The organism is Glycomyces sp. NPDC050141 (assembly GCF_055586545.1).
This window is the reverse complement of the sequence record NZ_JBVJHZ010000025.1, coordinates 1-12993: the sequence shown is the minus strand read 5'-3', so window position 1 is coordinate 12993 and position 12993 is coordinate 1. Positions and strand designations below refer to the sequence as shown.

The following is a 12993-nucleotide window of genomic DNA, read 5'->3' as shown; positions in this document are numbered from 1 at the left end:
CGTGGACCAGCGGTTCGGCCTAAATGCGGAACACCGAGAGTTCCATGAAGGACAGTCTGCCGCCGGGAGGCAGCGAGACCGGCACGTCGAAGGCGGCGCAGCGGATACGCATCGCCCAGTGGCTGTCGGCGACCAGACGAGCGAGCCGCCAGATCGCCCACAGCGACACCGCGAGCGCGAGCCCGGAGAGGATCGCCATGCACACCTGCATGATGTCCATCCCCGAGCCGAACGGGTGGTCGTGTTTGCCCTTGTCCTCGTGGGCTTCAGTGGAAGCGTGAGCGTCGATCGCGGCGGCGACCGAGGAGGTCTCCGGATGGCAGATGTCCTCGGCGCAGGCGTGGCCAGTGGAATGCATCAGCGCGACTCCGACGGCCACCACGATGAGCGTGGCCTTCCAGAGGGCCTGCAACCAGGTCACCGAGCCAACCTCCCTGTGGCCCTTGGGAAAAGGCCACGTGGTTCCTGCGATTCGATACTTCGAGGGCGTAGGACGCGCTCATGGTAGCCGACCCGCAGACGCTACCGCACCGACCCCGGGAAGGCTGTGTCATGTCCCGTTTTGCGGCGTGTCCAGCCGCATGCTCCATTCGTGGATCCGGCGGCCCGCGTCGACCCCAACCACTCCAGTCGGCGTCCCGGCGAGTGTCTCGAAGACGGTGAACAGGGAAGCATCCGGGGCGGTGCGCTCGACCGCACCGGGAACCTGGATCCCGGCGCCCGCGATGGTCGTGCCATGGATGCGGACCGAATAGCGGCTGCTGGGCCGGTAGGGGCCGGGGTCCTCGCCCGCCCCGAGGTCGTGGAGCAGTGAGCGGGCGGCGTGGGTTCCTTGCGCGGCGGCGTCGTCCCAGTGATCGATCCGAAAGCGCGGACCGCTGTGGAAGCGGTGCAGGGCGACCCCGCCTGCGGCATAGAGCAGTGGCTTGCCGCTGATGCGGAGCCGGTCGTTGACGGTGAGACCTTCGGCGGTGATCGCCCCGGGTGCTGATGCGACGGTTCCGTGGGCCACGATCAACAGGTCCGACTCGATGAACCGATCATCGTCAAGCAGCAGGTCGACCTGGCCCGAGTGGCGCTTAAACGCGGCAACGGAGTGTCCGAAGTGGGTTGTGACGTGGTCGCGGTGGAGGTCGGCGACGTGCTCGGCGATCGCGCGTCCGAGCACCGGCACGAGCGGGGTCCGGGCCCGGGCGATGAGGGTGATCTGGTGGCCTGCTTCGCGGAGCAGGCTCGCCGCCTCTGAGCCGACGAGTCCCGCGCCGAGAATCGAGACGCGGCGGGGCCCGGAACCGAGGCTGTCGCGGATGGCCTCGGCGTCCCGTGCGGAGTGGAGCGTGGTCACTCGCCCCGCCGCGACGGCGTCGGCGAGCCCTGGAATCGCGGTGTCGAGCAACCTGGGTCGGCTGCCGGTAGCAACGATCGCAGCATCGAAGTGCACTTCGACGCTAGAAGCCAGGCGGACCGACGAACCGGAGGCATCGAAGCCGAGGGCCGTGTCGAGCAAGCGCTCGGCGCCTTCGGCCGACGGCAGCGCCGTCTGCTCGGCAGTCAGAAGGCCGGTCATCAGACCCTTGTCGACAAGCGTGCGGTTGTACGGTGCGACCCCTGTCTCGCCGATGATCAGGACCCGGCCTTCGAATCCGTGGCCGACGAGGGTCCGGGCGGCGGCATTCCCGGCCGCACCGCCGCCGACGATCGCGATCGTGCGCTCGCGCATCGCGGACTCCTTCCAGGAGGATTTACATGAGATACCCCCGTAGGGTATACATGACAATCGAAGATACCCCGAGGGGGTATGCCGAGTGAATGGAGTTCCAATGTCTGAGCACGACCACCACCACGGTCACGACGAGCCCGAGCAGGCTGCGGGCCACTGCCACGGGCACGGTGCCTCGGCTGAGCAGGTCGCCGACGCAGGGGCTGACGCGATCGCTGAATGTCCCGTCATGATCGGCAGCACTGTCGTGAAGGCCGACGCCGAGGCGGCGGGCCTGTTCCGCGACTACGAGGGCCAGCGGTACTGGCTGTGCTGCGACGCCTGCGGCCCGCTCTTCGACGCCGACCCGGCCAAGTACGCGACCGCCGCTGCTTGAGCGGAACCCGAGGGCCCGTACGCATTGCGCTACGGGCTCTTCCTACGGCCGATAGAGGGATCGCAGGCTGGCGACGAGGATGTCCGGCGCCTGTCCGGTGGTGAGGCGGCCGGCGGTGATCTCGTCGGCGGCGGCGTGGACCAGGCTGTATAGCGCCGTGATCAGCCACGACAGCGGCAGGTCGGTGCGGAAGGCGCCTTCGTCCTGGCCGCGGGTGATGAGCGCTTCGATGCGCCCCAGGATCGGGTCGTGGCGAGAGCGAAGCCATTGCGGGGACACGTCGCCGATGATGTTGTCGCGTAGGTTCCGGTTGCGCTCCATGAGGTACCACTGCTGGCGCAGGATCCGTTCGAGCGCGTCCTCCGCGGGACCGTCGGTGTCGACGGCCTCCCAAGTCGCATTGGTCTCTTCGAATGCCCGCTCCATGAGGGCTTTGGCGAGTTCGGTCCGTGAGGGGAAGTGGCCGTAGAGGGTCACGCGCCCGACCCCGGCGGCTTCGGCGACCTCCGCGACGCTCACACCCGGTCGGGAGCTGTAGAGCTTGAGCCCCGAGTCGAGGATCTTGTCGATGTTGCGCTGGGCGTCGGCACGGCGACCGCTGGGCCGCCGTGCCGACGCGGTGGTCTTGCCGTCGGCCATGCCTGAAGGGTAGCTAGTGGCCGTGGGGGCCGGCGCCGGTCTCGACCTTCCCGGCCGGGACGAGCAGCAGCGCGATGAGCGCGGCTACGCCTGAAGCGATGGCGCAGACCAGGAACGCGTCGGTGAACCCCGAGAGGGTCGGGGCGCTCGCGCCGATGCTCGCGGCCGCCACTGTCGACATCACCGCCACGCCGACCGAGCCGCCGAGTTCGTGGAACGTGGTGACCATCCCCGAGGCGACGCCGGCCTCCTGCGGGTCCACGCGCGAGAGCGCGGTGGCGTTGGCGGTGATGAAGAGGGTCCCGAGGGCGAAGGCACCCAACGCGAGTCCCGCCACGACTGCGGCCGCTCCGCTGTCGTCCTCCAGCATCGCCAGCCACGCCGATGCGGCCGCGGCGAGCACCATCCCGGCCACGGCGATCGGCCGGGGCCCGGTCTTCCCGATCAGGTGTGCCGCCAGCTGCGCGCCGATCGTGGTTGCGACCGCGACCGGCAGGAAGAGCAGGCCGGTTCGCAGCGCCGAGTACTCGGCGAAGTCCTGGAGGTACAGCGAGCCGAGGAAGAAGAACGAGATCAGCAGCGCGGTCGCCATGAGCATCAGGAACGCGCCGGTGACGACGGTGCGGCGGGCCAGCAGCGCCACGCGCATGAGGGGCGCGGCGGTGCGCCGCTCGACGAGCGCGAAGACCGTGTACAGCACGACTGCGGCGGCCAGCGAGGTGAGCGTCGTGGTCGAGGTCCACCCGTCGTCCCCGGCTCGGACCAGGCCGAAGATGAGCGCGGCGGTGGCGGCGGTGACGAGCAGCGCGCCGGGCACGTCGACGCGTTCGCGCTGCGGTGCACGGGTGTCGGCGGGGAGGACGCCCGGCAGGAGCGCCAGGATCACCGCGCCGATGGGGACGTTGATGTAGAAGATCCACTGCCAGCCGGGCCCGGCGGTGAGCACTCCGCCGATGAGGACGCCGAGGGCCGCACCGCCTCCGGCGATGGCCGACAGCAGTCCGAGTGCGCGGTTGCGTTCAGCGCCATGGAAGGCGGTGGTGACGGTGGAGAGGACCGCGGGCGCCATCAACGCAGCCCCGAGGCCTTGCGCGAGCCGCCCGCCGAGCAGGACCGGGCCGCTCTGGGCCAGGCCGGCGGCGAGCGAGGCCGCGGTGAACAGCGCGAGTCCGATCAGGAGCATGCGGCGGCGCCCGAAGAGGTCGGCGAGGCGGCCGCCGAACAGCATGAGGCCGCCGAAGACCAGGGTGTAGCCGGTGACGATCCAGGTCAGCGCCTCCCGGTCGAGGCCGAGTTCGCCGCCGATCGTCGGCAGCGCGATGTTGACGACGGTGATGTCGATGATGAGCATCGCCTGCGCGGTGCACAGCAGGGCCAGCATGAGCCAGCGCCGCGGTAGCGGCGGTGCCTCGGTCATGGTCTCGGGGTGGTGGGTGGCGGACACGATCACTCCTTAACTCGAACATTTATGTACGAGTTTGAGCGTACCTGGATTTCGAAAGAACTCAAACACGAGTGTTCAAGTTATCGGTGTCGGCACCAGTGAGCGCCCGTCGGCCTACACCCGCCGGGGCAGGCCTCGCCGCCGCTGCGCCCGCGGTCGTAGCCATGAATGCCGTCCTCAGCCCGATGTGCGCCGCGCCGCAACGCGACAGGCTTGCGTCGCATCCAAAGACCAAGCGACGGAAGCGAGAACGACATGATCCTCATTACCGGTGCCACGGGCACCGTCGGCCGACCGCTGGTGGCGGCGCTCGCCGCGCGCGGCGTACCAGTACGGGCCCTCACGCGCGACCCCTCGCGGGCGCGGTTCCCCTCCGGCGTCGAAGTCGTCGCGGGCGATCCGTCTCAGCCCGAGTCGATCGCCGCGCACCTGGGGGGCGTGCGGGCGGTGTTCCTCAACTCCACCGCGACCCGGGACGCCTCCAGCGAGTTCGCCGATCTCGCGAAGCGGCACGGCGTCAGCCGGCTGGTCGCGCTGGCGGCCTACAACGTCGAGCAGGACCTCGCGCTCCAGCCCTCGCGGTACATCGGCGACCGCAACCGCGAATGCGAGGCCGCCGTCGAGGCCAGCGGCCTGGAATGGGTCAGCCTGCGACCCCAGGTGTACGCGAGCATGGCGGTCCCGCTGTGGGCCGGCCAGCTGCAGCTCGGCGACACCGTCGAATGGCCCTACGCCGACTTCGCCGAGGCCGTGGTCGACCCGCGCGATGTCGCCGAAGTCGCCGCGCACGCGCTCACCACCGACGACCTGCTCGGACGCAAGCCGGTCCTGACAGGACCCGATTCGCTCACACACGCCGAGATGGTGGAGGTCATCGCCGACGTGACCGGGAGGACGCTCCACTACCGGGAGTCGTCCGCGGTCGACTTCGTCGGCCGCGTCGCGGCGATGGGCCTCCCGCCCGAGCTGGCGGCGTCCTTCGTCGCTCGCTTCGCCGCGTTCGACGGCCAGGCCCCGGCACTCACCGACGAGATCCCGCGAATCCTGGGCCGCCCGGCCCGCTCCTACCGCGACTGGATCACCGACCACGCCGCCGCCTTCGGGGCGTCAACGCGATGACCGGTTCCGATGTCAGTCCTCCGGATTCCGGCTCTTCACGTCGAGAATGCGCATCAGGCTGACGCGGAGTGCTTCCTGCGATTGGGTCGAGTCCATGCGGCCTGTGGCAGTTTCCCGCCCTGCCGCGTGGCCGAGCGCAATGACAGCTGCTGCCAGCCATTCAGGCGGGGCCTGCGGGTCGAACTCGCCAGTGGCTTGTCCTCGGCGGATGACGCGCATGAGGCGGTCGACGACCGGCGAGTGCCGGGTCAGGTCCGCCTCGGTGTCGACAAGGGGCACGGCCAGTCCCATGAGACTGCGATAGCGCTGAGCCACTTCGTTTCCGGCTTCGATCAGCCGGATGAGCGCTTCCGCGGCGGGCCCCTGGTCGAGATCGGCGGCGTCCATGGCTGCCACGGCCTCGCCGGTGATCCGGTCGAGCGCTGCAGTGAGCAGCTCTTCGCGGGAGGCGAAGTGGGCGTACACGGTCTGGCGAGTGACACCGGCGGCGCTGGCGAGCGCCTCCATGCTGAGGCCGGGATCCTGGTCGAGCAAGCGGGTCGCCGCGTCGAGGACTGCTTCGCGATTGCGGGCGGCGTCGGCCCTGCCCCGTCGGCTGCGCGCGGAATCTTTCAAGTTTGACACCTTGTCAATATTACCATCAGCGTTATATCTTACAAAGTGTCAAAGTTAGGCTCTGCGACGTGATGGGAATCGACATGACCGCAATGCATGAAACCGACCCGAAGCAGTTCATCGGCGATTTCTTCACCAACTTCACCGACGAGGTCGTGCACGGCGAGGGGGATCCCGGACCGGCCATGGACCGCTACTACACGCCCGACATCGTGCAGTACGCCGACGGCATCCGACTCGACTACGAGAAGCTTCTCGCGCACATCAAGCCGGTCCGAAAGAACCTGGTCGAGGGCCGCTTCGAGGTTCATGAGGCGGTCGCCGACGGTGAGCAGCTCGCCGCCCGGTTCACCATTCACGCCCAGATGCGCAAAGGCTCGGCCATCGCCACCGAGGTTCACTTCTTCGGACGGTTCACTCCAGACGGCCGACTCGCCGAAGCACGTCAGCTGACGCGGGTGCTGCCGGACCCGAAGAAGGCCGGAAACGACTGAACCGAGCGCGGTGGCGAACCCGGCGGCACTCGTCCACATGGTAATCGGACCTAATGCCCGCCCGGCCGACCTGTAGCTCTCGACTCGGCGCCATCGGGATGGCGTCGCAGACCAGGGATCCGGTGGCCGGCGGCGAGATAGACCGCGACGGCGGCGAGCGCGAGGGCGCCGATGCCGAGGTACATGACCGTGCCGTCCCACTCGGCGAGGAGCAGGCCGCCGAGGAAGGGTCCGGCGAAGCCGCCGAGCTGGGTGAAGGACTGCGCGCCAAAGTAGGCGCCGCGGGCTGCGGGCGGGGCGATGCGGTCGATGAGGGCGAACTCGGAGGGCACGATGTAGACCTCGCCGAGGCTGAACACCACCATCGCAACCACGAAGTGCCACAGGGTGGCCGAGAACGCGAAGCCGGCCATGCCCGCGAACAGCAGCAGGCCCCCGGCGGTGATGGCGGTGACCGCCTCAAGTCGCAGCACGAACCGGGCGGCGAGCAACTGGAAGGCGACCACCGTGACGGCGTTGGCGGTCATGACCGCGGCGAGGATCTGCATGCCGTTGTCGAAGCTGATGTCGAGGTCTTGGGCGAGCAGCGCGGAGATGCGCAGCTGCACTGACTCCAGGAGCAGCCCCGCGAACAGGAGGATCAGCAGGCGGCGGTCGGTGGCTACGGCTCGGAGGCTCCCGAGTAGTCGCCCGGCCGCTGGCAGGTCGTCGACCGGGGCGGAATCGGCCGGGGCGCGGTGGGCGGCGAGGGCGAGTGCCGCGAGGTAGAGACCGTAGGTGATTGCAGCGGCGGCGAACGCGATGCGGGCGCCGGAGAGCCCGAGCGCGACGCCCAGGAGCGGGCCGATGGCGTAGCCGGCGTTGGTGGCCAGGTATTGGTGGGAGAACCATCGCACCCGGGTGCCTTCGGCGAGCAGGTCACCCAAGAGCGCCTTGCTCACCGGGGCGAAGACACTGCTGGAGAACGCCAGCGCCGCATTGCAGGCTATGACGGTCGCCAAGTGCTCTGCGGCGGCGAACCCGGCGAACGAGACGACTACGCCGACGAGTCCGGCGAGCAGCACTGGGACGCGGCCGAAGCGGTCGGACAGGGTTCCCCCAAGGAACCCGGCCGCGATGGAGAAGCACACCGAGGACCCGATGACCAGGCCGACGGCCGCCGGTTCGAGGCCGAGTTCGCGGCGCAGGAAGATCGCGAGGAACGGGATCGTCACCGAGTTGGCGAGGCTCATGATCCCTGCGCCGGCGACGAGGAGTTTGGCGAGGACGGGGGTGGGGGAAGTGTGCATGGTGGTGCCTTCGGAATCTGGAGGTGCGTCGACGGGGGGAGGCCCGGCAGGCTTCGGCCTGCCGGGCCTGGTGCCTCGTTAGGCGAGGTAGCCGAGGGCGGCCATCATGCCGACTTCACCGTGGTAGAGGTTGTGGCAGTGGAGCATCCACAGTCCGGGGTTGACGGCGTCGAAGTCGACTTCGAGCGTCTGTCCGGGTAGGACGATCGCGGTGTCCTTGCGCACGCCGGTCTCGGCGAGGGCGAAGGTGTGGCCGTGCAGGTGCATGGGGTGCCACATGGCGTCGCCGTTGATGAACCGGAGCCGGACCCGCTCGCCCTCCTCGACCGGGTACGGGTTCGCCAGATCGTGTGGGCGGCCGTTGATCGCCCAGTCGAAGGCCGCCATGGAACCGGTGAGTTCCAGGTCGATGATCCGGTCGGGTGCCTTGCCCGCCAACGCGACCGGTTCGGCCGGGGCGAGTTCGGCGTAGGAGAGGACGTGACCGGTCAGCTCCGCCGGAGCGAAGTCGGCTGCCGGGGCCTCGCCGGTGCCGGTGCGCACGAGTGCCCGGCTGCTTGCGTTCTTGCCTTCGGCCTCGGCGACGAGCGCGAAGACGCCGTCATCCAGGGTGACGACGACGTCGTAGCGCTCGCCCATGCCGATGAGGATCGCGTCGGCCTCGACCGGCTCGCAGGGGAAGCCGTCGGTGTGGGTGACGGTGAGCCGGTGGCCGGACAAGGCCACCCGGTAAGCGGTGTCGGCTCCGGCGTTGATGATCCGGATCCGCACCCGCGCACCGGGTTCGGCCGTGAACACCTCGGGGTCGGCCGGGACGCGGCCGTTGACGAGGTGGTGCGGGTAGCGGACGTCTCCGGCGTCGGCGCCCAGCAGGTCCGACTCGGCCCCGTGCAGCAGGAACGAATCGGCCGTGGGTGCTTGGCCGTGTCCGTCGTGGCCGCCGCCGGAACCGACCTCGTCCATGTTCATCCCTTGGGCGAGTTCGGCGAGGACGTCGTCGGGGGTGCCGGTGACGCCGTCCATCCAGTCGTCCAGGACCACGGTCCACTCCAGATCCCAGGTGACGGGTTCGTCGGGATCCTCGACGATGAGCGGCGCGTACAGGCCCCGGTCGAGCTGAGTGCCCATGTGCGGGTGGAACCAGTACGTGCCCGCATCGGGGGCGGTGAACTGGTAGGTGTACGTGGCGCCGGGTTCGATCGGGGCCTGGGTCAGGTCGGGGACGCCGTCGGCGTCACACCGCATCTGGAGGCCGTGCCAGTGCACAGTCGTGGCCTCGGGCAGGCCGTTGGTGACGACCGCCTTGACCTGTTCGCCCTTGGCCACCCGGATCGGCGTGCCGGGGATGACGCCGCCGTAGGACCAGGTGGGGACGATCAGGCCGCCGAGGTCGACTTCGGCGGCGACGGGGTTGAGCTGGAATTCCCGGACGGCGCCGGGGTTGCGGGCGGCCTCGGCCGCGGCGACCCGCTCGGAGTCAGGGGCGACGAACGAAGGGCTCGCGGGCTCCTCACCGGAGCAGGCGGCGAGGGCGGCGGCGGGGAGCGCGGCGGCTCCGCCGCGCAGCACGGAACGACGTGTCAGTGCACGCATGATGGATTGCCTTTCGGATGGTGTTGCTATGGATGCTGATTCGGCGGCTTATCCCCAGGCGGGGGCCGAATCTAGATCCGCAGCACCGCGATCCGATTGAGCAGCAGCGAAGTCGGCCTGAGCCGGAAAGGTATTGGGCGCCATCGGCTTCGAACGGGCTCGGCCACGATCGCCGCAGCGAACACCACGAAGACAGCGAGCACCCGGAAGAGCAGCGGGCGCAGGAATGCCACGACGACCCGGATCAGCATCCCGCCGCACAGGGCCATGACGCCCAACAAGGACAGCAGCCCGCCTGGGGCCTCATCGCCTTCCGGTTCGGCTTCCTCCTGGCCGTGATGGGACATGCCCGCGTGGTGGTGCGCCATCTCCGAGACCGAGCCCGGCTGGGCTTCGATGTCGTCGGAATGCCCGCGGTGACCCCACGAGAACATGGCCACCAGACACACCATGAGCATCGCGATCAGCGCGATACGCGCGATCTTGCGAGCCATGGCATCACCCTGGTATTCAAGCGAGGCAAGCGGAGCTAAGTGGAGCTCCACCAGTGAGGCGTCTGCTGGAAGATTGCGAGCACTGGACGCCTTCAGTTCGGCCACTATACCGGGCGGGGGTATCTGTTCGCAATGCTGGCCGGCGTTGCTCAGTCGAGCCATCCGAGGCGGGCGGCGAGGACGCCGGCTTGGAAGCGGCTCGCCGCGCCGAGCTCGCTCATCAGTTCGGCGACGATTCGGGTCACGGTGCGCACCGAGACGCCCAGGCTGCGGGCGATCGCCTCGTCTTTGGAGCCGGAGGCGAGGAGGCGCAGGACGGCGGTCTGCTGCTCGGTCAGGCCGGAGCCGTCGGTGCTGGCCAGGACCTGGTCGAGCTCGGAGGCGGTGATCCAGCAGTACTCGAAGAAGTCGACCAGCGGTTCGGCGAGGAGGCGGTCGCGGATGACGATCGCGCCGATCTCCTCGTCGCGCGGGGCGTCCACGATGGCGAGTTCGCGGTCGTAGACGAGCATCCGGATCGGCGTGATCGGCGCGGCCCGGATGAGCATGCCCGCCTCCATCTTCCGCAGCATGTACTCGCGCAGCGAGGCCTGGCGCAGCGTCTGCTGGGCGTAGAGGGTCCGGACCGAGATGCCCCGGGCGCGCTGCTCCTTGGTGCGGCGCAGGCCGTCCTCGAAGTACCGCTCGTCCCATACTGCATGCGGGTGCATCGCCACGAGTTCGCGGCGGCTCGACTCGGCCGCGTGATCCAGAAGCGACTCCATACGGGCGCGGAAGGTGTCGTCCCTGGGCAGGATCTCGACAGCGTTGCTGCGCCCCTTGGCGGCGAGTCGCACGTAGTCACTCGCGACGGAGAACGCGGCCTGCTGTCGATCGACCAGGGCCGCAAGGGTTTCAGCGAGCTGAGTGCGACCCTCGCCGAGGATGCGGGTGAGAGCCGCGGCCGCGTCGACAGCGATCTCGGCGGTGCCGTCGAGGAGCCCGAGCTCGCTAAGTCGGCGGCGGACTTTCGGCACGTCGGCTCCAGGCAATCCGACCGCTGCTACCGCCTGCGCGAAGGTCTCACCGTGCTGCAGCATCCGGGCGTAGACCGCTTGCGCTGACTGGTCGTCGGTGGTGCCGCCGAGGGGTTCGACCATGAAGGGCTCCTATTCGGTTCGTTGTCCGGTTCCCGCCATGACGTGCACCGGACACGCCGATCCGTGGACGGGCGGGACGGGCTCGGACAGGCTTGGTGCAAGCGTCCGCGAGGGTACCCGAGAGGGGTATCGCGCCGGGCGATCACGCTGCCAGAGGAGATGCATTGATCACTGTCGACTACAGCCTTGTCGCGTTCCGGGTGACGCAACTGAATGCGGAGACGTGCGCCGGTTGCCTTGCGGGTCTTCGCGAGGAGCTCGCGGGTCTGGCAGGTGTGCTCGCCGTGGACATCGCGGCCGAGCAGGGCAAGGTGTGCGTCATCGTGGACGACCTCACCGCCGCCGAGTGTGCTGCGGACACGCTCTTCGAAGCGGGGTGGAGCACGATGTCGCCGCGAAGCGATCTGCAACACAGCTGTTGATATACCCCCTGGGGGTATGTTAGAAATACCTCCACGCGGATCCCCGGCCCTCGGAGGTCTTGCGCACCAACGGAGTAGTGCCTCTCTGGCATACCCCCTACCGGTATAGGAGACGGACATGTCGTCCACCACGACACCCCCGGCCTCGCGGCGCTGGATAGCCCTCGCGCTCATCGCCCTCGCCCAGTTCATGGTCATCATGGACACCTCGATCATCGGCGTCGCCCTGCCCAAGATGCAGGCCGACCTCGGCTTCACCCCCGAGAACCTCTCCTGGGTCTTCAACGCCTACGTCGTCGTCTTCGGCGGGCTGCTGCTCCTGGGCGGCCGCCTCTCCGACCTCCTCGGCGCCCGCCGGGTCTTCAGCCTCGGCTGGATCATCCTCGGCATCGGATCGCTCGCGGCGGGCCTCGCCGGCAACGCGGCCGTCGAACTGGCAGGACGCGCGGCCCAGGGCGTCGGCGCGGCGCTCATCGCGCCCTCGGCCCTCACCCTGCTCATGATGCTCTTCGGCGCCAACCCGAAAGAGCTCATGAAGGCCTTCGCGGTCTACGGCGCGGCCGCCCCGGCGGGCGGCACCGCAGGCGTGTTCCTCGGCGGCGTCATCACCGAGTACGCCTCCTGGCCCTGGGTGTTCTACATCAACCTGCCCATCGCCGTCCTGGCCGTCGCCGCAGCACCGGCGCTCCTGCCCGGCGGCGCGGGCACCCGCGGCTCGATCGACTGGCTCGGCGCGGCCACCGCCACGCTCGGCCTCGGCGGCCTGGTCTTCGCGATCGTGCGGGCACCCGAGGTCGGCTGGGCCTCGCCCCAGACCTGGGGCGTCCTCATCGGAGCCGCGGCGCTGCTCGCCCTGTTCTTCACCGTGCAGGCCAAGCGCCGCGAACCGCTCATGCCGCTCTCGGTCTTCCGCGCCGCGAACCTAGGCGCGGCCAACCTCGCCCAGGCCCTGCTCGGCGCGGCGTGGATCCCCATGTGGTTCTTCCTCAACCTGTACCTGCAGCAGGTCCTCGGCTACTCGGCCTTCCCCTCGGGGGCGGCGCTGCTGCCGATGACCGCGCTCATCATGATCGGCATGGTCGTCATCGCACCGCGCCTGACGGCGAAGTTCGGCCCAAAGGCGATGATCGTCACCGGCCTGGTCCTGCTCGCGGCGGGCCTGGGATGGCTCTCGCTCGTCCGCCCTGACGGGACGTTCGCGGCGGACGTGCTCCCGGCCTCGCTCGTCGCCGCGCTCGGCATGTCGCTCGCGTTCATCCCTTCGCTGCAGATGGCCATCTCCAGCGCCGCACCCGAACAGGGCGGCCTCGCCTCGGGGATCGTGAACACGAGCTACCAGATCGGCTCCGCGCTCGGCCTCGCCACCATCACCGCCATCGCGGTCCCGCTCGGCGCCAACGAACTCGGCGACCCGGTCGCCTTGACCGACGGCTACTCGGCCGCGTTCATCGCCGCCGCAGCCGTGGCCCTCGCGGCGGCTGTCGTGGCCGTGGCGACGGTGCGCCGGAACAGGGTGGAGGTGGCCACTGCCGCTTGAACCTGAATCAGGAAACAGGCGGGGGGGGGGGGGGGGGGGGGGGGGGGGGGGGGGGGGGGGGGGGGGGGGGGGGGGGGGGGGGGGGGGGGGGGGGGGGGGGGGGGGGGGGGGG

General features: G+C 69.5%; 14 protein-coding genes. 5 read left to right on the top strand and 9 right to left on the bottom strand.

The window, feature by feature from the left end:
* Positions 1-19: 19 nt before the first annotated feature.
* Both ACZ60M_RS15835 and ACZ60M_RS15830 read right to left on the bottom strand, forming a co-directional pair.
* On the bottom strand, positions 20-421 hold the full coding sequence (locus ACZ60M_RS15835; RefSeq protein ID WP_465418660.1) for a hypothetical protein: 402 nt from the start codon (positions 419-421) through the stop codon (positions 20-22).
* 129 nt (positions 422-550) lie between these two features.
* Positions 551-1720 carry an FAD-dependent oxidoreductase gene (locus tag ACZ60M_RS15830; RefSeq protein WP_465418658.1) on the bottom strand — a complete coding sequence of 390 codons (1170 nt, stop codon included), beginning with the start codon at positions 1718-1720 and terminating at the stop codon, positions 551-553.
* Positions 1721-1820: 100 nt separating this feature from the next.
* Between ACZ60M_RS15830 and ACZ60M_RS15825 the strand changes: the two genes are divergently transcribed.
* Complete coding sequence (locus ACZ60M_RS15825; RefSeq protein ID WP_465418656.1) at positions 1821-2096, top strand: YHS domain-containing protein; 276 nt, start codon at positions 1821-1823, stop codon at positions 2094-2096.
* Between the two features lie 42 nt (positions 2097-2138).
* On the opposite strand, the gene ACZ60M_RS15820 is transcribed toward ACZ60M_RS15825, so the two are convergent.
* The gene (locus ACZ60M_RS15820; protein ID WP_465418655.1) at positions 2139-2735 is read right to left on the bottom strand and encodes a TetR/AcrR family transcriptional regulator; all 597 of its coding nucleotides are present in this window, start codon (positions 2733-2735) and stop codon (positions 2139-2141) included.
* Positions 2736-2748: 13 nt separating this feature from the next.
* Positions 2749-4152, bottom strand: a complete 1404-nt coding sequence (locus ACZ60M_RS15815; RefSeq protein WP_465418767.1) for an MFS transporter — start codon at positions 4150-4152, stop codon at positions 2749-2751.
* 282 nt (positions 4153-4434) lie between these two features.
* Between ACZ60M_RS15815 and ACZ60M_RS15810 the strand changes: the two genes are divergently transcribed.
* Positions 4435-5298 (top strand): NAD(P)H-binding protein, encoded by an 864-nt coding sequence (locus tag ACZ60M_RS15810; protein ID WP_465418653.1) that lies wholly within the window; start codon positions 4435-4437, stop codon positions 5296-5298.
* Between the two features lie 12 nt (positions 5299-5310).
* Here the strand turns inward: ACZ60M_RS15810 and ACZ60M_RS15805 are convergent, their stop codons facing one another.
* Positions 5311-5913 (bottom strand): TetR/AcrR family transcriptional regulator, encoded by a 603-nt coding sequence (locus ACZ60M_RS15805; RefSeq protein ID WP_465418651.1) that lies wholly within the window; start codon positions 5911-5913, stop codon positions 5311-5313.
* A gap of 83 nt (positions 5914-5996) precedes the next feature.
* Here ACZ60M_RS15805 and ACZ60M_RS15800 point away from each other — a divergent pair, with 83 nt between their 5' ends.
* The gene (locus ACZ60M_RS15800) at positions 5997-6407 is read left to right on the top strand and encodes a nuclear transport factor 2 family protein (RefSeq protein WP_465418649.1); all 411 of its coding nucleotides are present in this window, start codon (positions 5997-5999) and stop codon (positions 6405-6407) included.
* A gap of 50 nt (positions 6408-6457) precedes the next feature.
* Here ACZ60M_RS15800 and ACZ60M_RS15795 read toward each other — a convergent pair whose 3' ends face one another.
* From ACZ60M_RS15795 to ACZ60M_RS15780, 4 genes are all read right to left on the bottom strand, one after another.
* Positions 6458-7696 (bottom strand): MFS transporter, encoded by a 1239-nt coding sequence (locus ACZ60M_RS15795; protein ID WP_465418647.1) that lies wholly within the window; start codon positions 7694-7696, stop codon positions 6458-6460.
* 78 nt (positions 7697-7774) lie between these two features.
* Complete coding sequence (locus ACZ60M_RS15790; RefSeq protein WP_465418645.1) at positions 7775-9289, bottom strand: multicopper oxidase family protein; 1515 nt, start codon at positions 9287-9289, stop codon at positions 7775-7777.
* A gap of 71 nt (positions 9290-9360) precedes the next feature.
* Entirely contained in the window at positions 9361-9783 is a 423-nt protein-coding gene (locus ACZ60M_RS15785; RefSeq protein ID WP_465418643.1) for a DUF2946 family protein, read from the bottom strand.
* A 149-nt stretch (positions 9784-9932) separates the two neighbouring features.
* On the bottom strand, positions 9933-10922 hold the full coding sequence (locus ACZ60M_RS15780; protein ID WP_465418641.1) for a helix-turn-helix transcriptional regulator: 990 nt from the start codon (positions 10920-10922) through the stop codon (positions 9933-9935).
* A gap of 164 nt (positions 10923-11086) precedes the next feature.
* Here ACZ60M_RS15780 and ACZ60M_RS15775 point away from each other — a divergent pair, with 164 nt between their 5' ends.
* Both ACZ60M_RS15775 and ACZ60M_RS15770 read left to right on the top strand, forming a co-directional pair.
* Complete coding sequence (locus tag ACZ60M_RS15775) at positions 11087-11344, top strand: hypothetical protein (protein WP_465418639.1); 258 nt, start codon at positions 11087-11089, stop codon at positions 11342-11344.
* A gap of 118 nt (positions 11345-11462) precedes the next feature.
* The gene (locus ACZ60M_RS15770; RefSeq protein WP_465418637.1) at positions 11463-12881 is read left to right on the top strand and encodes an MFS transporter; all 1419 of its coding nucleotides are present in this window, start codon (positions 11463-11465) and stop codon (positions 12879-12881) included.
* The last annotated feature ends 112 nt before the right edge of the window (positions 12882-12993 follow it).